Raw genomic sequence first — 23,820 nt, forward strand, 5'->3', positions numbered from 1 at the left:
GGCGCCCGCCACCGGCCCTGCCTGGCGAACCTAGGCGTTCAAAAGCCCGCTCAACCGCTGCCGGATCAATTGATCGGCCTCGGCCATGATGCGGTCGACCAGCTCCTGAACCGTGGGCACGTCGTGGATCAGGCCGGCGACCATCCCGCACGACCAACCGCCTGCGTCCATCTCCCCGTCGCGCAGGATGCGCGGATAGACCCCGGCCACCTCGGCGGCGATGTCGGCGAAGGTCACCTTGTCGCCCAGCGCCTTCTCCTTCTCGAGCAGGCGCTCGACGCCAGCGTTCACCAGCACGCGCTCGGTGTTGCGCAGCGGCCGCATGATCAGCCGGGTGTCCAGCTCCGAGGCGTCCACCAGGGCCTGCTTCACATTGGGGTGCACCGGGGCTTCCTGGGTGGCGATGAAGCGGGTCCCCAGGTTCATGCCGTCGGCCCCTAGGGCCAGGGCGGCGACCAGCGAGCGGCCGTCCGCCATGCCGCCCGAGGCCAGGAACGGGATCTTCAGCTCCTCGGCCGCGCGCGGCAGCAGGATGAAGTTCGGAACGTCGTCCTCGCCCGGGTGACCGCCGCATTCGAAGCCGTCGACGCTGACCGCGTCGCAGCCGATCGCCTCGGCCTTCAGCGCGTGCCGCACCGAGGTGCACTTGTGGATCACCACGATGCCCGCCGCCTTCAGAAGCGGCAGCCACTTCTGGGGATTGTTGCCGGCGGTCTCCACGACCTTGACGCCGCTCTCGATGATCACGTCCACCAGGCCCGGATAGTCGGGCGGGGTGACCGAGGGCAGGAAGGTCAGGTTCACGCCGAACGGCTTGTCGGTCATCTCCCGGCAGCGGACGATCTCGGCCTTTAGACGCTCGGGCGTGCCTTGGGTGAGGCCGGTGATGATCCCCAGCCCGCCCGCGTTCGAGACGGCCGCCGCCATCTCGGCGAAGCCAACATAGTGCATGCCGCCCTGGACGATGGGGTGCTGGATGCCGAGCATCTCAGTGATGCGGGTTTTCATGGGATAGATCCTGCTTCTCAACTGCGAGGCTCGAGGAGAACGCCTCCCCGGCCAAAGAGTGTTGGAACACGCACGCGCCGTGAACCGCCTATCGTCGTGGCGGTGCGTAAATCAACGCGATTCGGCTCCCGCCGAAGCCTCGAACCGCAATCCCACGAACGAAAAACGCCGCCGACCCGAGGGCTGGCGGCGCTATCGATCTTCAACTCAAGTGGTTCAGGCGAAGGCCATGGCCGACTTGCGACGGGTCTGGCGCATGGCCGAACCGGCCAGGCCAAAGCCCATGATCATCATCGCCCAGGTCGCCGGTTCCGGCACCGCCGAGGTGGCGATGTTGTCGAACTCGAACGAGTTGGAGCCGGAGGTGAACTCCACGGAGGTCACGCGCTGACCGCCGAAGTCATAGATCATGCGACGGCCGACCGACTGGTCGCCGTTGAAGGCGCCTTCGGCCAATTCCGTGCCGGTCAGGTCCTTGAAACCGCCGCCGGCGAAGTTGAAGCGGATGTTATTGTAGCTGTCCGGCGAGCCCATATAGAGGCTGAGCTTGCTGATCTGCGGCGTGGTCAGCACGATCTTGCCGCCGCCGAGCACCGCGGCGTAGTTGCTGGTCGTGCCGGGCGGCGGGGCCGCGATACCGGAAATCAAACCCAACGAACCGTCGTAGATGCCGGCCGGGCCGGTGACGCTCACGCCATAGCCGGCGGCTTGAAGGCCGTCGAAATCCCAAACCATGTGCTGGCCGGCCGGCAGCGGCGTGTCGCCGGCCTGATGGCTGACGGTGACGGCGGCCTGGGCGGCGCTGGCGGTAGCGAGCGCGGCCAGGGCGGCGATCGCAGTCATCTTCAGTGCGGTCTTCATAAAGCTTACCCCATCCCTCTCTGCCACCTCGGCGCAGACCGCGCGTCGGTGAATGGATCAAGACGGGACAGTCCCGCCTCCATCAGGGAGGCCGCTTCACAATCGGCGCCAACGGCGTTCGATGACCTAAGCTCTACATGCGAACGCCTGCGGCCAGGCCGCGGGGCGCACAATGCCCCCCGGCCTGGAAACGCTGGTTACGGCTGGTAGTTGAGGATCGGCGCCAGCCAACGCTCGGCGGTCTTCACGTCCCAACCCTTGCGGCGGGCGTAGTCCTCGATCTGGTCCTTCTCGATCCGCCCGACCCCGAAATAGTGGGCCTCAGGGTGCGCGAAATAGAGGCCCGAGACCGAGGCCGGCGGGTTCATGGCGAAGCTCTCGGTCAGCTCCATGCCGGTGGCGGCCTCGGCGTCCAGGATCTTAAACAGCGTCGCCTTCTCAGTGTGGTCAGGCTGGGCGGGGTAGCCTGGGGCCGGACGGACGCCGCGATAGGTCTCGCCGATCAGGGCGTCGATATCGAAGGGTTCGTCGGGCGCGTAACCCCACAACTCGGTGCGCACGCGCCGGTGCATGGCCTCGGCGAAGGCCTCGGCCAGGCGGTCGGCCAGGGCGGCGGCCAGGATCGCCGAATAGTCGTCGCCGGCGTCCTTGAACTGCTTGGCGATCTCCAGCTCGCCATGACCGGCGGTGACGGCGAAGCCGCCCACCCAGTCGGGCTTGGTTCCGATCGGGGCCACGAAGTCGGACAGGGCCACATTGGCGCGGCCGCCGTCCTCGCGGCTCTTGTCCTTGGCCATCTGCTGGCGAAGGGTGTGCAACCGGGTCAGTTCCTGCGTGCGGGTCTCGTCGGTGTAGAGCACCACGTCGTCGCCGTCGGCGTTGGCCGGCCAGAAGCCGATCACGCCGCGCGCTTCGAACCACTTCTCCTCGATGATCTTCTTCAGCATCACCTGGGCGTCCTTGTAGAGGTCGCGCGCGGCCTCCCCCACGACGTCATCTTCCAGGATCTGCGGGAAGCGGCCGATCAGCTCCCAGCTGGCGAAGAACGGCGACCAGTCGATGTGCTGGGCCAGGTCCGCCAGGTCGTAGGCGACAAAACTGCGGGTGCCGAGGAAGCTCGGCGCCGGCGGTTCATAGGCCTTGAAGTCGGCCGCGAAGGCGTTCTTGCGCGCGTCGGCCAGGCTCGCGCGGGCGCGGTTGCTCTGGCCGCGGCTGAACTGCTCGCGCACCTTGATGTAGTCGGCGCGGGTCTCGGCCTGCACCCGGTCCTTCTCGGTCGGCGAGAGCAGGTTGGAGACCACGCCCACCGCACGGCTGGCGTCCAGCACATAGGTGGTGGAGCCCGCCTTGTAGGCCGGTTCGATCTTGACCGCCGTGTGTGTCTTGGAGGTCGTGGCGCCGCCGATCAGCAGCGGGATGTCGAAGCCGCGCCGCTCCATCTCGCCGGCCACATAGACCATCTCGTCCAGGCTAGGCGTGATCAGGCCCGATAAGCCCACGATGTCGACGCCGTGGGCCTTGGCCTCGTCCAGGATGCGATCGGCCGAGACCATGACGCCCAGGTCGATGACCTCGTAGTTGTTGCACTGCAGGACCACGCCGACGATGTTCTTGCCGATATCGTGGACGTCGCCCTTGACGGTCGCCATCAGGATCTTGCCGGCCGCCTTGCGGACTTGGCCTTCCTTCTCGGCTTCCATGAACGGCATCAGATAGGCCACGGCCTGTTTCATCACCCGGGCCGACTTCACGACCTGGGGCAGGAACATCTTGCCCGACCCGAACAGGTCGCCGACCACGTTCATCCCGTCCATCAGCGGACCTTCGATGACGTGCAGCGGCCGCTCGGCCTGCTGGCGCGCCTCTTCGGTGTCGGCCTCGATGAACTCGGTGACGCCGTGGACCAGGGCGTGGGTGATGCGGGCGCCGATCGCCCCTTCCCGCCAGGTCAGGTCCGGGCCCTTGCTCTCGCTCTTACCGCCCTTGTACTTCGGGGCCAGCTCGACCAGCCGCTCGGTGTTGGACAGCACGGGGTCGCGCTGCGGACGGTTGAGGATCACGTCCTCGACGGCGTCCTTCAGCTCGGCCGGGATATCGTCATAGACCGGCAGGTCGCCGGCGTTGACGATGCCCATGTCCATGCCGGCGTTGATGGCGTGGTAGAGGAACACCGAGTGGATCGCCCGGCGCACCGGCTCGTTGCCCCGGAAGCTAAACGAGACGTTGGAGACCCCGCCCGAGATCCGCGCATAGGGCAGGCTCTGCTTGATGACCTTGGTCGCCTCGATGAAGTCGACGGCGTAGTTGTCGTGCTCCTCGATCCCGGTCGCCACGGCGAAGATGTTGGGGTCGAAGATGATGTCTTCCGGCGGGAAACCCACCTGCTCGACCAGAATCTTGTAGGCGCGCTGGCAGATCTCGATCTTGCGCCGGGCGGTGTCGGCCTGGCCGACCTCGTCGAACGCCATGACCACCACGGCCGCGCCATAGCGCAGGCAGGCCTTGGCCTGCTCGATGAACTTGGCCTCGCCTTCCTTCATCGAGATCGAATTGACGATGCACTTGCCCTGCACGCAGCGCAGGCCGGCCTCGATCACTTCCCACTTCGAGGAATCGACCATGACCGGCACCCGGGCGATGTCCGGCTCGGCGGCGACCAGGTTGAGGAAGATCTTCATGGCCTCGACCGAGTCCAGCAGACCCTCGTCCATGTTCACGTCGATGACCTGCGCCCCGGCCTCGACCTGCTGGCGCGCGACGCTCAGGGCCCCGGCGTAGTCCCCGGCGACGACGAGCTTCTTGAACTTGGCCGAGCCGGTGACGTTGGTCCGCTCGCCGACGTTTACAAAGATAGGTCTCATGGGTTTCGGCTCTTAAGCATTGCGGCGGCAGGCGTCGATGACGCCTGCGAAAATGACGTGGCTCGGCTCATGCCGCGCGCGCGATCGCCAGGGCGATCTGACCGTCCAGGAAGTCGAGGAAAGTAATGCCCTCGGCGGCCAGCGCCTTGGGGTACAGCGAGGCCTTGGTCAGGCCCGGCAGCGTGTTGATCTCGAGGAAAACCACGCCGGCGTCGGTGACGATGAAGTCGCTGCGCGAATAGCCCTGCGCGCCCACCGCCCGGTGCGCCTTCAGCGCCCCGGCCTGCAGGGCGGCGTTGATCTCCGCGCCGAAGGTCGCCGGGCAGATCTCCTGCGTCCCGGCGGCGATGTACTTGCTGGCGTAGTCGAAGGCCCCGTCGGCGGGTCGGATCTCGACCGGCGGCAGGGCGATCAGCTCGCCGTCGCGTTCCAGCACCCCGCAGGTGGCCTCGGCGCCGGCGATGAACGGTTCGACCAGATAGGCCTCGCGCTCCGCGGCCTGCGCCAGGGTCGCCAGATCGGCCGGCGCGTTCACGAAGATCAGCCCGTAGCTGGAGCCTTCGGCCACCGGCTTGGCCACCAGCCGGCCATGTTGGGCCAGGCCCTCGGCGGCGGTCTCGACGCAGACGGTTCCGGGCGTGACAACGCCGACCTTGGCGACGGCCGCCTTGGTCGCGGCCTTGTCGAAGGCCAGTCGGCTGGCCGCCGCGCCCGAGCCGGTGAAGGCCACGCCGCGCGCTTCGCAGAGCGCCGCCAGCGCGCCGTTCTCGGCCTGCCCGCCATGCAGCGCCAGGATCAGCACCCGGCCCTCGGCGCCGGCGCGGTCCAGAGCCGCCTCGATCTCGCCGATCGCCGGCCCGGTGGCCGGAAAGTCGATCTCGAAGGGCCGCTGGTGCGCGGCGAGCGCCTCAGCCTGCGCCTCATGCACCTGGCCATCGGCCGCCCAATACCAGAGATCGGCCTGCGGCAGGGTCGCCGTCAGGGCCTGGGCGCTGGCCACCGAGACCAGTCGCTCGCGGTTGGTGCCGCCAAACAGGATCGTGTTGCGCATCAGGCCAGCTCGAACGGTTCCAGTCCCGCCAGCCGCATCGCGACCGGCCGCTCCGGGATCGCCCGGGGCTTCACGCCCTGGACGGCCTCGGCCACATGGCGAATGTGATCGGGCGTCGTGCCGCAGCAGCCGCCCAGGATGTTGACGATCCCGTCCTTGGCCCACTCGTGCAACTGATGGCCGGTCTCGTGCGGCTGCTCGTCATACTCGCCCATGGCGTTGGGCAGGCCGGCGTTCGGATAGGCCGAGACCAGGGTGTCGGCCACCCGCGACAGGTCGGCGATGTGCGGCCGCATCAGGTCGGCGCCCAGGGCGCAGTTCAGGCCGATGGCGAACGGCTTGGCGTGCTTCACCGAGTTCCAGAACGCCTCGACCGTCTGCCCCGAGAGCGTGCGCCCCGAGCGGTCGGTGATGGTGCCCGAGATCCAGATCGGCAGCGGCTCGTAGCCTTCGTCCTCCATGTCGAGGATGGCCTTGATCGCGGCCTTGCAGTTCAGCGTGTCGGTGATGGTCTCGATCAAATACATGTCCACCCCGCCGTCGTGCAGGGCGATCATCTGCTGGCGATAGGCCTGATAGACCTCTTCGAACGTCACCAGCCGCGCGCCGGGATCATTCACGTCCGACGACATCGACAGCATCTTGTTCAGCGGCCCGACCGAGCCGGCCACGAAGCGCGGCTTGTGCGGCTCCTTGGCGGTCCAGGCGTCGGCCGAGGCCCGCGCCAGCTTCGCGCCCTCGAAGTTGATGTCGTAGACCGCGTCCCCGCACTCGTAGTCGGCCTGGGCGATGGTGGTCGCCGAGAAGGTGTTGGTCTCGGAAATGTCGGCGCCGGCCGCGAAATACTGGTCGTGCAAGTCCGAGATGATGTCCGGCCGGGTGATACAGAGCAGGTCGTTATTGCCCTTCAGCTCCAGCTTGTGATCGGCGAAGCGCTCGCCGCGATAGTCGGCCTCGACCAGGCCGCGCTTCTGGATCATCACACCCCAGGAGCCGTCGAGGATCAGCACGCGCTCCTTGGAGATCGCCTTGAGGGCGGAGATGCGTTCCTGGCGGTTCATTTCGCGGCGTCCTGTTGTTTGGCCAGTTCCTCGCGGAAGGCCTTCTCGCTGGCGGCCACTGTGGTCTGCAGCCGCTCGGGATCGATAAATGGATTGGGTCCGCCGGCGGCCAGTTTCGCCCGCTTCTCGGCCAGACCGAACTGCTCGGCGTGAGGGGCCAGGAAGACGTCGGCCTTCATGGATTTCAGCCGCGCGAATGTCTTCTCATAGTCGGCGACGATGCCGGGGTACTGCGGCCCCTTGGCCTTGGACGCCAGCCGGTTCGCCGCCACCGAGGTGCTGCAATAGAGCATCGCCTGGCGCTGCGCCCCGTCGATCGTCAGCGGAAAAGTCCAGGTCGTGCAGCCGGCCGAATGGCCGGGCGTCAGGTGAGCCGTCAGCACGGTCCCGCCCAGGCTGACCGTGTCGCCGCCCTTCAGCACCCGGTCGACCTTGACCGGGGCGAAGTTGAAGGCCGTCACGTCCTCGGACCCCGGATAGGTCCCGCTCTCGAGGGCGGCGCGGTCGGGCGCGCTGGCTTCCAGCCTGGCGCCGGTGTCGCGCTTCAGCTCCGCCAACCCGCCCGCATGGTCGAAATGGGCGTGGGTGTTCAGCAGCACCTTCACGTCGCTCGGCTTGAAGCCCAGCTTGACGATACTGGCCTCGATCGGCTTGGCGCTGGTCGGCATGGCGCCGTCGATCAGGATGTGGCCCTGCGACGTCGTGATCAGGAAGGCCGAGAGACCGGCCGTGCCCACATAATAGAGGTTGTCGGCGACCCGGAACGGCTCCGTAGGCGCCGTCCAGTTGGCCGGCCCCTGCGCCGCCGCCGGGGCGGCGATCAGCAGTCCGGCGAGCGTCAGGGCGATCCTCACGCGGCGGCCTCCACGGGCTCGGGCCCGTTTTCCCGCACGCCCAGCACCCGGCAGATCGCATAGACGAGGTCGGCGCGGTTCAGCGTGTAGAAGTGGAAGTCCGAATAGCCTTCCTCGGCCAGCCGCACGCACATCTCGGTGGCGACGGAGCAGGCGATCAGCTTGCGGGTCTCCGGATCCTTGTCCAGGCCCTCGAACAGGTTGGCGAGCCAACTCGGCAGGGTGATGCCGACCGGCCCGGCCATCTTCTTCAGGCCCTTATAGTTCGAGACCGGCATGATCCCCGGCGACACCGGAATGGTCACGCCCGCCTTCCGCAGCTTGTCCATGAAGAACAGATAGGCGTCGATGTCGTAGAAGAACTGGGTGATGGCGCGCGTGGCGCCCGCGTCGATCTTGGCCTTCAGCACGTCGATGTCGTGATCGATCGACGGGCTTTCCGGGTGGATCTGCGGATAGAGGCTGACGCTCACCTCGAAGGGGGCCACGGCCTTGATACCGGCCGTCAGTTCGGTGGCGTTCAGATAGCCGTCGGCGCGCGGCGTATAGACCCCGCCGATATTGCCGGGCGGATCGCCGCGCAGGGCCACGATGTGCCGGATGCCGGCGTCCCAATAGGCCTGCACCACCTCGTCGACCTCGGCCTTCGAGGCCTCGACGCAGGTCAGGTGCGCGGCCGGCTTCAGGTTGGTTTCCTTCAGCATCCGCACCACCGTGCGGTGGGTGCGATCGCGGGTCGAGCCGCCCGCGCCATAGGTCACCGAGACGAAGGACGGGTTCAGCGGCTCAAGCCGGCGGATCGCCTCCCACAGGCTGGCCTCGGCCTCCGGCGTCTTGGGCGGCGAGAACTCGAACGACACCGACGGACGCGGCGCGGTTCCGGCGCCGGCGCGAGCCACAGGTCCGAGCGCGGTTTCATGAGGGCTCATGCGGCGCTCCTTTGGGGTTGGCGGGCGCGTTCGGCGACCCAGATCTTGACGGTGAGACCCTCGCCGCGTTCCGGCGGCAGGGCGGCGACGCGAACCTTCGACAGGCCGGCCCCATTCAGCCAGCGCTCCATCTCCGGTTCGGAGAAGCCCAGTCGGCGGTGCTGGTGCTGTTCGCGCAGGAATTCCAGGGCGTGGGGCGCAAAATCGACAATCAGCAGCCGGCCGCCCTCGGCGACCAGCCGCGAGGCCTCGCGCACGGCGGCGGCGGGGTCGGCCAGATAGTGCAGCACCTGGTGGACCACGACCAGGTCGGCGCTGTGCGGCGGCAACCGGGTTCCGAAGATGTCGCCGTGGCGCAGCTCGCAGCGCTCCAGGCCCGCCTCGGCCACATGGCTGCGGGCGATGTTCAGCATCTGTTGGGAGAGATCCAGGCCCAGCGCCGCCTCGGCGTTGGGGCCAAGCAGGGTCAGCATCCGGCCGGTGCCCGAGCCAAGGTCCACCAGCCGTTTGAACGGCCCCGGCCCTGCGGCCTGCAAGATGGCGTCCTCGACGGCGGTCTCCGAAACATAGAGCGAGCGGATCTCGTCCCAGCGTGCGGCGTTACGCGCGAAGTACTCGCCGGCCTCGGTGGACCGCTCGCCCCGGACGGACTGCAGCCGCTCGGCGTCGCGCGCCAGGATCGGATCGGCCGGATCGATCGACTTCACGGCCTCGTCGGTCAGGCGCCGCGCCTCGCCCACCGCCGCCAGGCGATAGAACACCCAGGCGCCGTCGGGAAAACGCTCGACCAGACCCGCGTCGGCCAGCAGCTTCAAATGACGCGAGACGCGGGGCTGGCTTTGGTCCAGAACCCGGCAGAGTTCCAGCACCGCCAGCTCTTCACGCGACAGCAGCGCAAGGATACGCAGCCGCGTCGGCTCGCCCGCCGCGCGCAACACATCGACCGCCTGGCCCGTAGATAACGTCATGCCCACATAAAGATATCTTTATGTCTTTATGTCAAGCCAAGCCAGGGTCGTTGAAGCGCTATCCTAGCACGTCTCTCGCCGCTGGAGTCAGGCCAGGGCGGGCACGGACATCGGATCGGCGTCCTTGTCGTAATCCACCCCCGCCAGACCAAAGCCGAACAGGCGCAGGAATTGGGCGCGATACTCCTCGATATCGGCCAGCTCCCCCATGGTCTGCGTGCTCAGCAGCGGCCAGCGGCGCAGGACCTCGGCCTGGACCGGGGCCGAGAGCTCCCAGTCGTCCACCCGCAAGCGGCCGGCCTTGTCAGTCTCCGAGCCCAGCGCGAAGCGGGTGCGGAACAGTCGGTCGATCTGCTCGATGCAGCCCTCGTGCAGCCCCATCTCCTTCATCACCGAAAACAGCACGGTGCCGTAGAGCGGCACGACCGGGATCGCCGAACTGGCCTGGGTCACCACCGCCTTCAGCGCCACGACGCGGGCGGCGTCAGGCCCCAGCCGCTCGCGCAGCGTCGCGGCCATGCGGTCGACGTCCTCCTTGGCCTTGCCGAGCGTGCCATGCCAGTAGATCGGCCAGGTCAGGTCCGAGCCCAGATAGGTGTAGTTGAGCGTGCGGAAGCCATCGGCCAGCACCCCGGCGGCCTGCAGGGCGTCGATCCACATGCCCCAGTCTTCGCCGCCCATGACGGCCACGGTCGCGGCGGCCTCCTCGTCGGTGGCGGGCAGGATTTCGGTCTCGTAGACCTCGCCCTTCTCGGTGTTCAGCGTCTTCAGCCGGACGGCCTCGCCCAGCGGCTTGATCGCCGAGCGCAGCAGCTCCCCGGTCTTCGGATGGGTCCGGGCCGGCGCGGCCATGCTGTAGACCAGCAGGTCGACCTGGCCGAACTGGGCGCGCACGGCCTCGATCACCTGTTGCTTCAGCTCGTCGGAGAAGGCGTCGCCCTCGATGGTCAGCGCCTCCTGCCCCGCCGCGCGAGCTTCCTGCTCGAAGGCCCGGTTGTTGTACCAGCCGGCGCTCGCGGTCTTGGTCTCGGTCGGAGCCTTCTCGAAGGAAACGCCGATGGTCCGCGCGCCACCCGCGAAGGTGGTCACGATGCGCGAGGCCAGCCCGTAGCCGGTGGAGCAGCCGAGCACGAGGACGCGCTTGGGCAGCCCCTCGATCGCCCCCTGCCCCCGGACATGCGCGATCTGCTCATGCACGTTCGTGGCGCAGCCTTCCGGATGGGCGGTCGTGCAGATGAAACCGCGGATACGTGGCTGAATGATCATGGCTTCCCAGGGCTGAGGGCTAGGCGTGAGTCGGTCGTAAGACCCCGCCTTTACCCGCCATCGTATCAGAGCGCAGCCCCGTCGAAAGCACCCGCCGCCCGGCGATCAGCTCCGCGCCGAGATGGCTGCGAGCGTCATCGCCCTGGCGACGCTGTCTTCGCCAAGGCGGCGCGCGAGATCGCGCACGCCAGGCGGATAGGCCTCGCCGCCCTTGGCGATCTCCTCGGCGAGCCGCCGGGTCTGGTCCAGGCTGGCGGTCAGGGCGTCGATATGCTCCCGCGCCAGGCGCTTGGCTTCGGCCTGAAGCTGCGCAACCCGCTCGGCTAACCCTGCGGGCGGCGCCCGCGAGGCGTCGTTCAAAAGATCGCTCGTCACGACGCGGAGAGGCGTGGACATGGCCCTACTTCCTTCAACGCTGCGTCAGTCCGCAGCCATTGAGGCCGTTGTGGAGGATCGCGGCTGAACGCACTTTGAGGCCCCGGTTGCCCGGCGTTCATAAACTTGACCGTAGGGGCCCAGACCTCAGTCCAGGCGGATCACGACCTTCCCGAGATGGGCGCCGCTTTCAAGATGGGCGAAGGCTTCGCGCGCTTCGTCAAAGGCGAAGACGCGGTCGATCACCGGCTTCAGGCCGCTCGCCGCGACGGCGCGATTGAGGTCCAGCAAGGCGGCGCGGTCGCCCACGGTGATATTGCGGAACGATGCGCCGCTGGCCTTGAGCTGGAAGAAGTCGACGCCGGGGTTCTCGGTGCTCAGGAAGCCGATGGAGGTGATCTCGCCGCCAACCGCTACCGCGCGCAGGGACTGGGCGATGGTTCCGGGGCCGCCGACCTCGACCACGCGGTCCACGCCCCGGCCATCCGTCAGCGCGCGAACCTGCCGCCCCCACTGCGGTTCGTCGACGTAGTTCACGACGTGCGCGGCGCCCAGCGCCTTCAACTGATCGGCCTTGGCCGCGCTGGAGGTGGTGGCGATCACCGTGGCGCCCACCGCGCGGGCCAGCTGCAAGGCGAAGACCGAGACCCCGCCGCTGCCTTGCACCAGAACCGTATGCCCGGCGCGAATGGGCGTGGCCCCCGTCAGGGCCGTCCAGGCGGTGAGGCCGGCGCAGGGCAGCGTGCAGGCCTCCTCGTAGGACAAGGCGTCGGGTACCCGGACCACGGCCTCCTGGCTGATCGCCTTCAGATCGCAGAGCCAGCCGTCGCTCTCGGCGCCGTAGGTGTCGCTGGCGATCGTGGACGGCATCTCGCCGCCGAACCAGCGCGGATGGAACGCGCCCATCACCCGGTCGCCGACCTTGAGCGCGCGGACGCCTTCGCCAACCGCCACGATTTCCCCCGCCGCGTCGCTGACGGGGATCAGGCCGGGGACGCACTTCCGCGGATAGGTCCCCCGCAGCATGGCGAGATCGCGGAAATTCAGAGACACCGCGTGCACGCGGACCAGCACTTCGCCGCGCTGCGGCTGCGGGTCGGCCTCCTCGCGCAGGCGAAGTTCGTCCAGGCTGTCGAAGCTGTCGAAACGGTAAGCGCGCATGCTGATCTCGTATTTGGAGGGGGCGGCGGGAGGGTCTAAGGCATCTAGGCGACACGCTCTCGATCTGACAAGAACGGACGAAAAAGTGCGCCAGTCACCTAGAGGTAAGCTCATGTCCGACCCCCGCCTGGCCGAACCGAAGTTCCCCAAGATCGCCTGCGTCGAGGACGTGGAGGACGCCATCTCCATCCTGGAAGGGCGCTGGAAGATGCTGATCGTGGCGCATCTCTACGGGGAACCGGTGTTGCGCTTCTCAGAGCTGCGCCGGGCGATCCCGCAGGTCTCGCAAAAGATGCTGATCCAGCAGCTACGCGGCCTGGAGGACGATGGGGTGGTGATGCGCACCATCTACCCGCAGGTGCCGCCCAAGGTGGAATATCAGCTTACCGAGCTTGGACGAGGCCTTGGCCCGGTGTTCCTGGCGCTCCTCGATTGGGCCCAACTTCGCCGCGCATCGCTCGGCGAGGGAGACGTCGCGGAGGACGAAAGCCCTGGGCTTCAGAATTGACGCCCCGACGCGAGCGCAGCCATCGCCCGTGAGCGGACGCTCGTAATGTCTACAAGGGGTGGACTGCGGACCGTTCAGTCAATGGTCTCTCGGTGAACCTCGAACTGCTGCAACGACCGATTGGATAGCCTCGATCACCACCTCGGGAGCGTCGTCCTGGATCATGTGTCCTGAGCCGGCGACGAGCTGGAACTTGCCTTCGCTCGATTGTCCCGCCGGTTCGCGCTGCAAACGAAGTCTGATGGCTTTGCTCTCATCCCACCTCGGGCGCCCGCTGAGTGGTTTGGGGGGATCTGACACCAAAACGATCATCGGCAGAGCTCCGAAATCGCGTTGCTTGGGCCCGGCCTGGGCCGAGTCGAGGCTGTCGCCATTCGCGTCGGTCATCAGGCTGCGAAGTTCCGAGAGGTTAGCCGCGATGTACTTGGCCTTGCCCCAACGTCGGTTCAGTTCGTCGTGGAAGGCGGGATCCGGGCCAGGCGGATCTTCCAGGCAATTGGCGGGACTGCGGGCAGCTGTCAGATCGCCTTCTTGCGCCGCCGCCAGGCAGGTCTCGCTTTCCGTGATCGATTTAGCCCAGGCCTTCCGCGTCCCATCCCGCAGCGTCCCATAGGCGGGGCCGTCGCCTGGCTGCACCGGATCCATTAACACCAGGCCGGCCACTCGACCGGGATGCAGGTTGGCAAAATGGGTGGCGTACAGCCCGCCCAACGAATGACCGACCAGCACGATGGGTCCGGAGATCGGCGCCTTTTGGAGTAGCAACGCTAGATCCGCCACCGCGTTATCGGCGTCCGATCGACGCCGCGCGGCGTCGCTGAGTCCGTAGCCGGCCCGATCATAGGAGCAAACTCGGGTGAAGGCTCCAACCCGAGCCTGCACTTTGCGCCAAGCCAAGGAGTCATCGCCAAAGCCCGACTCCAGAAGCACCGTTGGGGCGCCTTGGCCTAGACAAACGAGATTTAGGTGACGGCCGGGCTCCACAGCTACGGCTTGGCGCGTACTCGCGTAGAAGGCAGGGTCCAGCTCATCGACGCCAATGTATTGGGGCGGCTGAGCCATGGCGGATGTGTGCGCAGCCGATAGAGAAACCGCAATCGCTAGGCATGACATTTTCATGGCGCTCAAATGAACCCAGGCCGTCAGTCTTGGATGGGTTCGACGCCCGGCGAACAAACCGGGGCCGACCCAAACTTCTACGCCGCGACCGGGCTCATCACCGGTTCGCCCACCAGGAACAGCCGCACGTTTTCCAACGCCTGGGCGACCATGCGCACCACCGAATCCGAGGTGCCGCCCGCCGAGTGCGGGGTCAGCACGGCGTTCGGCACGTCGGCCCAGCGCTGGGCCGGGGTTGGTTCGGTCTCGAAGACATCAAGGCCGGCGCGGCCCAGCCGCCCGTCCTTCAGGGCCGCGATCAGGGCGTCCTCGTCGATGATCGAGCCACGGGCCACATTGACGATCATGCCGCGCGCGCCGACCGCCTCGATCACCGCCTGATCGACCATCTTGCGGTTGGTCTCGTCGGCGCGGCAGGCCACCACCAGGACGTCGCTGTCGGCCGCCAGTTTCAGCAGGCTCTCGGCGCGCGGCCGGCCGACGCCCGGCTTCTCGCGCGGCCCCCACCAGGCGACCTCCATGCCGAAGGCCTCGGCGCGCACCGCCACCGCCTCGCCGATGGCGCCCAGTCCCATCACGCCTAGCTTGCGGCCGCGCAGGCTCGGGCGCGGTCCCATCCGCTCGCCCTTCTGCCAGCCGCCGCTGCGCACCATCGCCTCGCCGGCCGTCAGATTGCGCCAGCCGGCGATCATCAGGCCGATCGCGTGGTCGGCCACGTCCTCGGCGTTGAGGCCCTGGGCATGGGTCACTTCCAGACCGCGCGCCCGGCACCAGGGCACGTCGACCCCGTCATAGCCGACGCTGACACAGGCGATGAGGCCGAGCTTCGGCAGGCTTTCCAGGAACTCCGCCGGCAACGCGATCTCGCCCGCGTGCACGATCGCGCGAACCTCCGCCGCCTGCTGCGGGGTCATCTCCCAACGCCGCGCAACCTCGTACCCCTGCGCCTCCAGCGCCTGTTGCATCGGCGACAGCATCTGGTTGGAAAGCAGGACGACGGGCTTGGGCGAGCTGATCATGGGGTTCTCCGAACTCTGGCTATCCTATAGCCACGGTGGAGGGAGGACGTCATGCGCCGCATCGTGATCCTCGGCAATTCGGGGTCGGGCAAGTCCACCCTTGCCCGAAAGCTGGGCGCCAAGCTGGCCCTGCCGGTGATCCACCTCGACGTCCTGTTCTATGAACCCGGCTGGAAACCTGGCGATTTGGGACGCTTCCGCGAGCGGGTGACCGGGGCCCTGGCCGGGGACGCCTGGATCGTCGACGGCAATTTCCTGTCGCTCACCGGCGACCTTTGCCTGCCGCGCGCCGACACCATCCTCTGGATCGAACAGCCACGCTGGCGCTCGCTGGCGCGCGCCGCCTGGCGCAGCATCCACCAGCGGGGGCGCGGGCGAGCCGACCTTCCGGCGGGATGCCGTGACAGCCTGGACCGCGAGACCCTGACCTACATCTGGACCTTCGACCGCGTCGCCCGGCGCAACATCGAGCACATCCTCGCCCACCAGGTTCCCAGCCGGCCGGTCCGCCGCCTGCACGGGGATCGCGAGGTGGCGGCGTTCCTGGACCAGGCCGGATGAACCTGACCGGCCACGTCACGTTCCAAAAACTCTGGGCCGCCCAAGCGGTCTCGGCGTTCGGCGCGCGGATCACCCGCGAGGGCCTGCCGATCATGGCGGTCGTGACCCTCGGCGCCGGGGCCGCGACGCTGGGCGTCCTGGCCGCCGTGGCCAGCGGCGCAGCCTTGGTCGCCGCGCTGGCGGCCGGCCCGTTCATCGACCGCCATCGACGCCGGCCGCTGCTGATCGGCGCCGACCTGCTGCGCGCCGCGGTGCTGATCACCATTCCCCTCGCCGCCTGGCTGGGCGTCCTCACCCTGCCCCAGGTGTTCGCCGCCGCGGCCCTGGTCGCCGCCGCCAGCGTGGCGTTCGACATCGCCAGCCACAGCTATCTGCCCAGCATCATCGGCAAGGCCGAGCTCATCGACGGCAACTCGCGGCTGGCGGCCACCGAGTCCGTGGCCGAGGTCGGCGGACCGGCGCTGGCCGGCGCGCTGTTCCAATGGCTAAGCGCGCCGATCGCGCTCGCCGCCAACGCCGTCACCTATCTGGCCTCGGCCGGCTTCCTCGCGGCCATCCGAACGCCTGAGGCCGCGCCCGAGCCATCGCCGCCTGAACACTGGACGCGCGAAGTCACGGAGGGTTTCCGCCTCGCCTGGTCCGACGCCCGCGTGCGTCCGCTGCTGCTGATGGAGTCGGCCCAGGGCCTGTTCGGCGGCGTGTTCAGCGCTCTCTACGTGCTATTCGCCCTGCGCACGCTCGGGCTCACCCCAGCCATGCTCGGCCTGGCCATCGGCGCGGGCGGGATTGGAGCCCTGGCCGGCGCCTTCATCGCGCCCCGGCTGGCCCGCCGCCTGGGCCACGGACGCGCCATCGTCCTGGCCATGACGGGCGCGGCGCTGGCCGTGCTGATCACGCCGTTCGCGCCGGCCGCGCCGGTCACGGGCCTCGCAGCCCTGATCGTCTCCCAGGTGATCGGCGACGCGCTCGCCGTGGCCGGCGGCGTCCTGACCGCCAGCCTGCGCCAGACCCTGCTGCCGCAGGCTGTGCTGGGCCGCGTCGCCGGCGCCTTCCACGCCGGAGCTGGAGCCATGGCGGTGATCGGCGCGCTGGGCGGCGGTCTGCTGGGCCAGGCGATCGGTCCGCGCGCGGCCTTGCTGGTCGCCGCGCTCGGCTTCCTCATCCCGCCGCTGATCGGCGCCCTGTCGCCGCTGCGGGATTTGGGCGAGAGTGTCGCGGTCGATTGACGAGCGCCCACGCGCTTCCGATCTGAGGACCATGATGAGCGAACGCGTCCCCCACATGCCGGCCATCTTCGTTGGTCACGGCAGTCCGATGAACGCCCTCGGCGGCGACTACGCCGAGGCTTGGCGAGCGCTCGGTGCCGCCCTGCCCCGCCCCAAGGCGATCCTCTGCATCTCGGCCCACTGGTACGTCGAGGAGACCGCCGTCACCGCGATGAGCGCCCCGCGCACCATCCATGACTTCCACGGCTTCCCCCAACCGCTCTACGACATCGGCTACCCGGCCCCCGGCGACGCCTGGCTGGTGGAACGGGTCACCGAGCTGCTCGCCCCGACGCACGTCCGCCACGACCAGGACTGGGGCCTCGACCACGGCGCCTGGTCGGTGCTGATGCACATGTTCCCGGCCGCCGACATTCCGGTGCTGCAACTGGCCATCGACCTGCGCCAGCCGCCCAGCTTCCACTATGAGCTTGGCGCCAAGCTCGCGGAACTGCGCGACGAGGGCGTGCTGATCCTCGGCTCCGGCGACTGGGTGCATAATCTGCGCTTGGCCGTGCGCGCGCAGAGCCCCCAGCCCCTCGACTGGGCCGAACGCTTCAATGAGACGGTGAAATCGCTGATCGCGGCCAACGATCATGGGCCGCTGGTCGACTGGATGAGTCTGGGCCAAGACGCCCAGCTCTCGATCCCGACGGACGAACACTACCTGCCGCTGCTCTATGTGCTGGGCGCGCAGGGCCAGGACGACACGGTTACGTTCTTCAACGACGCGATCGAACTGGGCGCCATCAGCATGACCGGCGTGGTGATCGGACGGCCCAGCTAGGCCGCCCCAGATCCTCCCCCGCTGGGGGAGGTGGCGCGCGCAGCGCGGCGGAGGGGGTTGCTGAAGGAGTCAAAGTCCCCCTCACCCGGCCAATAGGCCGGGAACTCCCCCAGAGGGGGAGCATCTAGCCCTTAGCGTGTGAACTTCTGGAACTTGATCCGGTGCGGGATCAGGCTGTCGGAGCCCAGGCGGCGCTTCTTGTCTTCTTCATAGGCTTCGAAGTTACCCTCGAACCACTCGACGTGGCTGTCGCCCTCGAAGGCCAGGATGTGGGTCGCCAGACGGTCCAGGAACCAGCGATCGTGGCTGATGATCACGGCGCAGCCCGCGAACTCTTCCAGCGCCTCTTCCAGGTTCTGCAAGGTCTCGATGTCGAGGTCGTTGGTCGGTTCATCGAGCAGGATGACGTTACCGCCCTCCGTCAACGTCTTGGCCAGGTGGACGCGGTTACGCTCACCGCCCGACAGCTGGCCGACCTTCTTCTGCTGGTCGCCGCCGCGGAAGTTGAACGAGCCGACATAGGAGCGGGTGTTGATGTCGCGCTTGCCGACGGTCAGCACTTCCAGGCCTTGGGAGACCTCCTGCCAGACGGTCTTGCTCGGATCGAGCGCGTCACGGCTCTGGTCGACATAGGCCAGCTTCACCGTCTCGCCGAGGCGGAAGGTGCCGGAGTCCGGCGTCTCCTGGCCGGTGATCAGCTTGAACAGCGTCGACTTGCCGGCGCCGTTGGGGCCGATGACGCCGACGATGCCGTTCGGCGGCAGCTTGAAAGACAGGCCCTTGAACAGGACCTTGTCGCCGAACGCCTTTTCCAGGTTCTCGACTTCCAGCACCACATTGCCCAGGCGCGGGCCCGGCGGGATCTGAATGGTCGCGGTGGTCTGGGCGCCGCGGGCGTTCTCCTGCTCGCGCACCATCTCGTCATAGGCGGCCAGACGGGCCTTGGACTTGGCCTGGCGGGCCTTGGCGCCCGAACGCACCCATTCCAGTTCGCGGGTCATGGCGCGCTGACGGGCGGTCGATTCCGACTGCTCCTGGATGACGCGCTTGGTCTTCTGTTCCAGCCAGCCGGAATAGTTGCCCTCGTAGGGGACGCCCTTGCCGCGGTCGAGCTCCAGGGTCCACTTCGTGACCTGGTCCAGGAAGTAGCGGTCGTGGGTGACGAGGATCACGCAGCCCGGGAAAGCTTCGAGGTGATGCTGCAGCCAGGCCACGGACTCGGCGTCCAGGTGGTTGGTCGGTTCGTCGAGCAGCAGCATGTCGGGCTTGGACAGCAGCAGGCGGGCCAGCGCGATCCGGCGCTTTTCACCGCCCGACAGCTTGTCCACCGGCCAATCGTTCGGCGGGCAGCGCAGAGCGTCCATCGCCATCTCGATGCGGCTGTCGATGTCCCACAGGTCACCGGCGTCGATCTTCTCCTGGAGGGCGGTCATCTCCTCCATCAACTCGTCGGTGTAGTCCTCGCCCAGCTTGGCCGCGACCTCGTTGTAGCGATCGAAGATCTTCTTCTCTTCGCACCACGAGATGACGTTGGCCCAGACGTTGAGCGCCTCGTCGAGATGCGGCTCCTGCTCCAGGTAGCCCATCTTCACGCCGTCGGCGGCCTTGGCCTCGCCGTTGAACTCGGTGTCGAGCCCAGCGATGATCTTCAGCAGGGTGGACTTACCCGAGCCGTTGACCCCGACCACGCCGATCTTGGCGTCGGAGTAGAACGACAGCCAGATGTTCTCGAACACCTTCTTGCCGCCGGGATAGGCCTTGGTCAGGCCCTGCATCTGGAAAATGTACTGCTGCGCCATGAGGCGTCCGCGCTCGCTCTTCGAAAAGACGGGAATTCGGTGAGGGAGATAGCCGTCGCGGGGCCTTGACGCAATGCAGCGTGGCCAAACGCCCAGCCGCGAGCGCCGCTAGACGCGCCTTAGGCCGATCTTTCCTCCCCCATTCATGGAGGAGGGGGACCGGCGCAGCCGGTGGACGGGGCGGGACTGGGCTCTGGGCTTGCGGCACGCCCCCTCCACCACCCTTCGGGCGGCCCCCCTCCCCCGCTTGGCGGGGAAGGAAACACCGACCCGGCCGACAACAACAACGGAACGCCCGCCCGCCCCATGCGTACTTCCCCGCTCGGAGGCGCCCCTCCCCTCGGCGCCTCGAGGCAACAGGAGCACTCCCATGCACAAGGACACCGTCAAAGGCGCCGCCAAGGAAGTCGCCGGCGCGATCAAGCAGGCCGTGGGCAAGGCGACGGGCAATGAACGACTGGAAATCGAAGGCGTGGCCGAGAAGACCGCCGGCAAGGTCCAAAAGAGCGTCGGCGACCTGAAGGACGCCGCCCGCGACGCGCTGAAGAAGTAGTCACCCCGGCCAGACACGCTGCAGGCCGGGCTCCCCGGCGCGGCCTGCAATAGAATGCGCCGCCGGCCATGGGCCAGCGGCGCGATCAGGTTTCGGCTGTCGAATTAGGCGAAGGCTTGCGTCCGGCCACGGCGACGAACCATCGAGCCCACCGCGCCAAAGCCGATGATCATCATCGCCCAGGTCGCCGGTTCAGGCACCGCCGTCATCAACGCCACCGCATCGAACGAGGTGTGCCGAATGTCGGAGAAGTTGTAGGGGGCCCAAGAGTCCTTGCTCTTCGCCCTGCCCTGCAAGTTCTGGATCGTCAGGCTGTCGAAGACCTCGCCGGTGTCGGCCCAGATATCGACCTTGCCATTGCTGGGCAGCAGGCCGCTGAGCAGCTGGGAGCCGCCGCCGACGAAGTTGACCAGGACGTCAAACTTGTAGTTGAGGTTGTTCTTGCCGCCCGGCGTCAGGGTGAAGCCCATCTTGCTGAAGCCGACCGTCAACGGATCGACTGTCACCAACGAAAACGGGCCGTTCTGCTTGCCAAATCCGTTGCCGTTCGGCGTCAAGGCGGCGCCGGCGTTGGCGGTGTAGTCGACAAGGTAGCCGCCGGGCTGGGTCTTCAGCGTAATCGAATTGCCGGCCGCCTGGCCGTCGTTGTGCACCGCCTCGGCGTAGTTCGAACCGGAGAGGTAAAGGATCTGCGCCGCGGTCGCGGGAACTGCAGTTAACGCCGTCGCGGCCAAGGCTACGGTCACCAGAAGATTTTTCATGTCCAGCCCCCCAGGAGCGCGGGTCGATCGTCGCAAGCGATGAGGGACCCTGAGTTCATTTGCCTAATCGGCGAGATCGCCGATCAATTTCGGCCATCACTCACCGTCGCCAAATCCCCACAACTTGATCCAAGCAATAGGGGCTTCAGTTCAAAGTGAAGTACTCAACCGAGCTCAAAGCCTACACGGCCAAGCGTTAATAGAGCGCCCTGGGCATATACTTAACAACCACGCTCACGTTCTTTACCTGTTCGCGATCTGAACACGCCGCTCAGCACCCGAGCCTGAAATAGAGCACGCCGCCGACATGGGCCGGCGGCGTGCACAAATTCCAACTCTCGGATCAGGCGAAGGCGGGCGCCCGCTTGCGGCGCGAGCTACGCGCCATCGAGCCCACCGCGCCAAAGCCGATGATCATCATCGCCCAGGTCGTCGGCTCCGGGACCGCCGAGGTCACGCCGTCCACCGTGATGCCCCAGCCTTGCAGATTGCCGAAGTCGGCGCCGAGATCGTCGGTGATCGTCAGCGTCCAGTCGCCCAGCAGCGACATGCCGTTGAAGGCCGACAGCAGCTCTTCGGATTGGAAAATCCCGCCGCTAACGCCCAAGGTCGTCACGGCGGCCAAGGCCTGATCGTCAAAGGTGTAGTCGCCGTTCGGGTCGGCGCTCCCGCCGTTGTCGGTGGTGAGCCAGACCGTTTTTCCGCCGTGACTCAGTGAAATGTCCAGGTCGTTCCAGAAAGTGTGGCTGAGACCAAACAGCGTGACGTTCACGTCGCTCAGGCTGACATCTGCGCCGCCGACGGTGAAGGTGCTGCTAGCCGTCCCGATATCTGGAATCGCGAAACCCGAGCCGCTAAAGCTGGCCGCCTGGGCCGAACCGCCGAACATGACCGCGGCCAACGCGGCTGCGGCGACAAGAACCTTCTTCACGGAAACCCCCAATTTCTCAAACGACTCACGGTCGTATTGGCGCCAGCGGTACAACGAACCATTGCGGCGATGAAACCATCTCGCCTGGCGGGCGACCTCGCCACGGCCAAGCCGCGATCAGGTCGAGATTTCGCCGCAAGGCGAGCGCCAAGCTGAGCCTTGAAGAACTTCCTGGGATGAGAACCGCCATGTCGGTGTTGTCGCGCAATACCTCGATGATCGCCCTGGCGGGCCTCATCGCCGTCCCCTCGGCCCCCATGGCCCAGGTAAGGGTCCGCGACGGCGAGCCGACGCCCGCCGCCTGCGCGGCGCTCGGCTTCGCGCCGGCCCAGACGGGCGGCGGCTATCCGGGCTCTCCGCGCGGCCGCCCGGCCGGCGGGCCGATCTATTCGATGGCTCCCCCGCCCGCGCCGCCGCCCGCGCTCATGCAGCCGCTCCCCGTGCCGTCCGTGGAGAAGCGCATCGCCGCTCCGGCGTTCACCGGCGCACGGATCGCGCCGGGCTACTACACGCCCCGCGCCGAGACCGAGCGCTATCCGAACGCGGTCGCCAACCCGATCAAGCGGGTCGCCGAGGAACCAGTCTCGACCTTCTCGGTCGATGTCGACACCGCCGCCTACGCCAATGTCCGGCGCTTCCTGAACGATGGCCGCCGTCCGCCCGCGGACGCCGTGCGGGTCGAGGAGCTGGTGAACTATTTCGACTACGGCTACGCCAAGCCCAAGGACCGCGCGACGCCATTCCAGGCCTTCGTCGCGGTGACGCCCTCGCCCTGGTCCAGCCAACGCCAGATCGTCCAGATCGGCCTGCAAGGCTACGACCTGCCCCAGGCCGGCCAGCCGCCGCTGAACCTGGTGTTCCTGGTCGACACCTCCGGCTCGATGTGGAGCGAAGATCGCCTGCCGCTGGCCACCAAGGCGCTGAACTTGCTGGTCGACCAGCTGCGGCCTCAGGACCGCGTGGCCATCGTCGCCTATGCCGGCTCGGCGGGCGCGGTGCTCGCCCCCACCGACGGGCGCAGCAAGCTGAAGGTGCGCTGCGCGCTGCAATCCCTGCGGGCCGGCGGCTCCACCGCCGGCGGCCAGGGCCTGACGCTCGCCTATGACCTCGCCCGTCAGAACTTCGATCCGAAGGCCGTGAACCGGGTGATCCTGCTGACCGACGGCGACTTCAATGTCGGTGTCGCCGATCCGGCCAAGCTGAAGGACGTGGTGGCCGACAAGCGCAAGGACGGGGTCTATCTCTCGGTCTACGGCTTCGGACGCGGCAACTATAACGACGTCATGATGCAGACCCTGGCCCAGAACGGGAACGGGACCGCGGCCTATATCGACACCCTGAACGAGGCCCGGAAGCTGTTCCGCGAGGACTTCGCCAGTTCGCTGTTCCCCATCGCCGACGACGTGAAGATCCAGGTCGAGTTCAACCCCGCCACGGTCAGCGAGTACCGGCTGATCGGCTACGAGACCCGCATGCTGGAACGCGAGGACTTCAACAACGACCAGGTCGACGCCGGCGAAGTGGGATCGAACGCCTCGGTCACCGCGCTCTACGAAATCACCCCGGTCGGCGCCCGGCCCTCCAGCGATCCGCTGCGCTATGGAAACCGCAAGGCCCCGGCGCCGGCCTCCACGGGCGAACTGGCCTACCTGAAGGTCCGCTACAAGCTGCCCGGCCAGAGCACGTCGAAGCTGATGGAACGGCCGATCGGCGCGCGCGACGTCTACCCCACGGTCCAGGCCGCGCCCGAGGCCGCCCGCTGGGCGCTGGCCGTCGCCGCCTTCGGCCAGATGCTGAAGGCCGACACCCGCATCGACCCGAGCTTCGGTTGGAGCCAGGTCGGCGACCTCGCCCAAGGCGCGCGCGGCGAGGACCCCTTCGGCCTGCGCGCCGAGTTCGTCCAACTGGTCCGCGCAGCCGGAGAAACCCGCCCGCAAGGCGATTGACCACCAGATGCTCCCCCGCTGGGGGAGCTGTCAGCCGAACGGCTGACTGAGGGGGACTTTGACTCCTGCCGCAGCGCCCCCTCCGTCGCGCTACGCGCGCCACCTCCCCCAGCGGGCCTGTTGCGCTACGCCCGCTGCGAGTGAGTTGGGTTGATGTTGGCGGGCCTGGGGCTGCC

At 67.6% G+C, this 23,820-nt stretch carries 21 protein-coding genes and 1 pseudogene; 6 read left to right on the forward strand and 16 right to left on the reverse strand.

Annotated features, from left to right (window positions below; genetic code table 11):
- Positions 1 to 30: 30 nt before the first annotated feature.
- From ASE02_RS08230 to ASE02_RS08280, 11 genes and pseudogenes are all read right to left on the reverse strand, one after another.
- A pseudogene (locus ASE02_RS08230) lies at positions 31 to 1,032 on the reverse strand (NAD(P)H-dependent flavin oxidoreductase); the annotation flags it as partial.
- A 192-nt stretch (positions 1,033 to 1,224) separates the two neighbouring features.
- The gene (locus ASE02_RS08235; RefSeq protein ID WP_056733032.1) at positions 1,225 to 1,869 is read right to left on the reverse strand and encodes a PEPxxWA-CTERM sorting domain-containing protein; all 645 of its coding nucleotides are present in this window, start codon (positions 1,867 to 1,869) and stop codon (positions 1,225 to 1,227) included.
- A gap of 197 nt (positions 1,870 to 2,066) precedes the next feature.
- Positions 2,067 to 4,730 (reverse strand): methionine synthase, encoded by a 2,664-nt coding sequence (metH, locus tag ASE02_RS08240; RefSeq protein ID WP_056733034.1) that lies wholly within the window; start codon positions 4,728 to 4,730, stop codon positions 2,067 to 2,069.
- Positions 4,731 to 4,797: 67 nt separating this feature from the next.
- A complete protein-coding gene (locus ASE02_RS08245; RefSeq protein WP_056733036.1) occupies positions 4,798 to 5,781 on the reverse strand; it encodes a D-alanine--D-alanine ligase in 984 nt (327 codons plus the stop codon).
- Positions 5,781 to 6,842, reverse strand: coding sequence for a homocysteine S-methyltransferase family protein (locus tag ASE02_RS08250; RefSeq protein ID WP_056733038.1), 1,062 nt, complete (start codon positions 6,840 to 6,842; stop codon positions 5,781 to 5,783). Before ASE02_RS08250 ends, ASE02_RS08245 begins: the two co-directional genes overlap by 1 nt.
- Positions 6,839 to 7,750 (reverse strand): subclass B3 metallo-beta-lactamase, encoded by a 912-nt coding sequence (gene bla, locus ASE02_RS08255; RefSeq protein ID WP_369818534.1) that lies wholly within the window; start codon positions 7,748 to 7,750, stop codon positions 6,839 to 6,841. Before bla ends, ASE02_RS08250 begins: the two co-directional genes overlap by 4 nt.
- Entirely contained in the window at positions 7,693 to 8,625 is a 933-nt protein-coding gene (gene metF, locus ASE02_RS08260) for a methylenetetrahydrofolate reductase [NAD(P)H] (protein ID WP_056733040.1), read from the reverse strand. The genes bla and metF overlap by 58 nt, the downstream gene beginning before the upstream one ends.
- Positions 8,622 to 9,593, reverse strand: coding sequence for a metalloregulator ArsR/SmtB family transcription factor (locus ASE02_RS08265; protein ID WP_056733042.1), 972 nt, complete (start codon positions 9,591 to 9,593; stop codon positions 8,622 to 8,624). Before ASE02_RS08265 ends, metF begins: the two co-directional genes overlap by 4 nt.
- A gap of 87 nt (positions 9,594 to 9,680) precedes the next feature.
- Positions 9,681 to 10,859 carry an enoyl-ACP reductase FabV gene (fabV, locus tag ASE02_RS08270; RefSeq protein ID WP_056733044.1) on the reverse strand — a complete coding sequence of 393 codons (1,179 nt, stop codon included), beginning with the start codon at positions 10,857 to 10,859 and terminating at the stop codon, positions 9,681 to 9,683.
- A gap of 105 nt (positions 10,860 to 10,964) precedes the next feature.
- Positions 10,965 to 11,255 (reverse strand): hypothetical protein, encoded by a 291-nt coding sequence (locus tag ASE02_RS08275; protein ID WP_056733046.1) that lies wholly within the window; start codon positions 11,253 to 11,255, stop codon positions 10,965 to 10,967.
- Between the two features lie 126 nt (positions 11,256 to 11,381).
- Complete coding sequence (locus ASE02_RS08280) at positions 11,382 to 12,395, reverse strand: NAD(P)-dependent alcohol dehydrogenase (RefSeq protein WP_200957641.1); 1,014 nt, start codon at positions 12,393 to 12,395, stop codon at positions 11,382 to 11,384.
- A 112-nt stretch (positions 12,396 to 12,507) separates the two neighbouring features.
- Here ASE02_RS08280 and ASE02_RS08285 point away from each other — a divergent pair, with 112 nt between their 5' ends.
- Positions 12,508 to 12,903 carry a helix-turn-helix domain-containing protein gene (locus ASE02_RS08285; protein ID WP_056733047.1) on the forward strand — a complete coding sequence of 132 codons (396 nt, stop codon included), beginning with the start codon at positions 12,508 to 12,510 and terminating at the stop codon, positions 12,901 to 12,903.
- 78 nt (positions 12,904 to 12,981) lie between these two features.
- On the opposite strand, the gene ASE02_RS08290 is transcribed toward ASE02_RS08285, so the two are convergent.
- Entirely contained in the window at positions 12,982 to 13,833 is an 852-nt protein-coding gene (locus tag ASE02_RS08290) for an alpha/beta fold hydrolase (RefSeq protein WP_162257157.1), read from the reverse strand.
- Positions 13,834 to 14,099: 266 nt separating this feature from the next.
- The gene (locus ASE02_RS08295) at positions 14,100 to 15,041 is read right to left on the reverse strand and encodes a 2-hydroxyacid dehydrogenase (protein ID WP_056733050.1); all 942 of its coding nucleotides are present in this window, start codon (positions 15,039 to 15,041) and stop codon (positions 14,100 to 14,102) included.
- Between the two features lie 51 nt (positions 15,042 to 15,092).
- Between ASE02_RS08295 and ASE02_RS08300 the strand changes: the two genes are divergently transcribed.
- Genes ASE02_RS08300 through ygiD form a run of 3 tightly spaced genes read left to right on the forward strand, consistent with a single transcriptional unit; the run spans position 15,093 to position 17,654 of the window.
- Positions 15,093 to 15,602, forward strand: coding sequence for a hypothetical protein (locus ASE02_RS08300; RefSeq protein ID WP_056733052.1), 510 nt, complete (start codon positions 15,093 to 15,095; stop codon positions 15,600 to 15,602).
- Complete coding sequence (locus tag ASE02_RS08305) at positions 15,599 to 16,828, forward strand: MFS transporter (protein ID WP_056733054.1); 1,230 nt, start codon at positions 15,599 to 15,601, stop codon at positions 16,826 to 16,828. Before ASE02_RS08300 ends, ASE02_RS08305 begins: the two co-directional genes overlap by 4 nt.
- Positions 16,829 to 16,862: 34 nt before the next feature.
- Positions 16,863 to 17,654, forward strand: coding sequence for a 4,5-DOPA dioxygenase extradiol (gene ygiD / locus ASE02_RS08310; RefSeq protein WP_200957642.1), 792 nt, complete (start codon positions 16,863 to 16,865; stop codon positions 17,652 to 17,654).
- A gap of 131 nt (positions 17,655 to 17,785) precedes the next feature.
- Here ygiD and ettA read toward each other — a convergent pair whose 3' ends face one another.
- Entirely contained in the window at positions 17,786 to 19,453 is a 1,668-nt protein-coding gene (gene ettA / locus ASE02_RS08315; protein WP_056733056.1) for an energy-dependent translational throttle protein EttA, read from the reverse strand.
- A gap of 370 nt (positions 19,454 to 19,823) precedes the next feature.
- On the opposite strand from ettA, the gene ASE02_RS08320 reads away from it, so the two are divergent.
- Complete coding sequence (locus ASE02_RS08320; protein ID WP_056733058.1) at positions 19,824 to 20,006, forward strand: CsbD family protein; 183 nt, start codon at positions 19,824 to 19,826, stop codon at positions 20,004 to 20,006.
- Positions 20,007 to 20,110: 104 nt separating this feature from the next.
- On the opposite strand, the gene ASE02_RS22630 is transcribed toward ASE02_RS08320, so the two are convergent.
- Together ASE02_RS22630 and ASE02_RS22635 are read right to left on the reverse strand one after the other, a co-directional pair.
- Positions 20,111 to 20,767 carry a PEPxxWA-CTERM sorting domain-containing protein gene (locus tag ASE02_RS22630; RefSeq protein WP_056733060.1) on the reverse strand — a complete coding sequence of 219 codons (657 nt, stop codon included), beginning with the start codon at positions 20,765 to 20,767 and terminating at the stop codon, positions 20,111 to 20,113.
- 343 nt (positions 20,768 to 21,110) lie between these two features.
- Positions 21,111 to 21,698, reverse strand: a complete 588-nt coding sequence (locus ASE02_RS22635; protein WP_056733061.1) for a PEPxxWA-CTERM sorting domain-containing protein — start codon at positions 21,696 to 21,698, stop codon at positions 21,111 to 21,113.
- Positions 21,699 to 21,886: 188 nt separating this feature from the next.
- On the opposite strand from ASE02_RS22635, the gene ASE02_RS08335 reads away from it, so the two are divergent.
- Positions 21,887 to 23,644, forward strand: coding sequence for a VWA domain-containing protein (locus ASE02_RS08335; RefSeq protein ID WP_056733064.1), 1,758 nt, complete (start codon positions 21,887 to 21,889; stop codon positions 23,642 to 23,644).
- Positions 23,645 to 23,820 lie beyond the last annotated feature (176 nt).

It is taken from the genome of Phenylobacterium sp. Root700 (genome assembly GCF_001429025.1).
In the GTDB taxonomy this organism is placed as follows: domain Bacteria; phylum Pseudomonadota; class Alphaproteobacteria; order Caulobacterales; family Caulobacteraceae; genus Phenylobacterium.

What these genes read in the sequence shown, in the direction of transcription:
- ASE02_RS08320 (WP_056733058.1), top strand. Translation starts at nt 19,824, where the DNA reads ATGCACAAGGACACCGTCAAAGGCGCCGCCAAGGAAGTCGCCGGCGCG.
- ASE02_RS08235 (WP_056733032.1), bottom strand. Translation starts at nt 1,869, where the DNA reads ATGAAGACCGCACTGAAGATGACTGCGATCGCCGCCCTGGCCGCGCTC.
- ASE02_RS08275 (WP_056733046.1), bottom strand. Translation starts at nt 11,255, where the DNA reads ATGTCCACGCCTCTCCGCGTCGTGACGAGCGATCTTTTGAACGACGCC.
- ASE02_RS08250 (WP_056733038.1), bottom strand. Translation starts at nt 6,842, where the DNA reads ATGAACCGCCAGGAACGCATCTCCGCCCTCAAGGCGATCTCCAAGGAG.
- ASE02_RS08265 (WP_056733042.1), bottom strand. Translation starts at nt 9,593, where the DNA reads ATGACGTTATCTACGGGCCAGGCGGTCGATGTGTTGCGCGCGGCGGGC.
- ASE02_RS08280 (WP_200957641.1), bottom strand. Translation starts at nt 12,395, where the DNA reads ATGCGCGCTTACCGTTTCGACAGCTTCGACAGCCTGGACGAACTTCGC.
- ASE02_RS08335 (WP_056733064.1), top strand. Translation starts at nt 21,887, where the DNA reads ATGTCGGTGTTGTCGCGCAATACCTCGATGATCGCCCTGGCGGGCCTC.
- fabV (WP_056733044.1), bottom strand. Translation starts at nt 10,859, where the DNA reads ATGATCATTCAGCCACGTATCCGCGGTTTCATCTGCACGACCGCCCAT.
- ASE02_RS08300 (WP_056733052.1), top strand. Translation starts at nt 15,093, where the DNA reads ATGCGCCGCATCGTGATCCTCGGCAATTCGGGGTCGGGCAAGTCCACC.
- ASE02_RS08305 (WP_056733054.1), top strand. Translation starts at nt 15,599, where the DNA reads ATGAACCTGACCGGCCACGTCACGTTCCAAAAACTCTGGGCCGCCCAA.
- ASE02_RS22630 (WP_056733060.1), bottom strand. Translation starts at nt 20,767, where the DNA reads ATGAAAAATCTTCTGGTGACCGTAGCCTTGGCCGCGACGGCGTTAACT.
- metH (WP_056733034.1), bottom strand. Translation starts at nt 4,730, where the DNA reads ATGAGACCTATCTTTGTAAACGTCGGCGAGCGGACCAACGTCACCGGC.
- ettA (WP_056733056.1), bottom strand. Translation starts at nt 19,453, where the DNA reads ATGGCGCAGCAGTACATTTTCCAGATGCAGGGCCTGACCAAGGCCTAT.
- metF (WP_056733040.1), bottom strand. Translation starts at nt 8,625, where the DNA reads ATGAGCCCTCATGAAACCGCGCTCGGACCTGTGGCTCGCGCCGGCGCC.
- ASE02_RS08295 (WP_056733050.1), bottom strand. Translation starts at nt 15,041, where the DNA reads ATGATCAGCTCGCCCAAGCCCGTCGTCCTGCTTTCCAACCAGATGCTG.
- ASE02_RS08285 (WP_056733047.1), top strand. Translation starts at nt 12,508, where the DNA reads ATGTCCGACCCCCGCCTGGCCGAACCGAAGTTCCCCAAGATCGCCTGC.
- ASE02_RS08245 (WP_056733036.1), bottom strand. Translation starts at nt 5,781, where the DNA reads ATGCGCAACACGATCCTGTTTGGCGGCACCAACCGCGAGCGACTGGTC.
- ygiD (WP_200957642.1), top strand. Translation starts at nt 16,863, where the DNA reads ATGAGCGAACGCGTCCCCCACATGCCGGCCATCTTCGTTGGTCACGGC.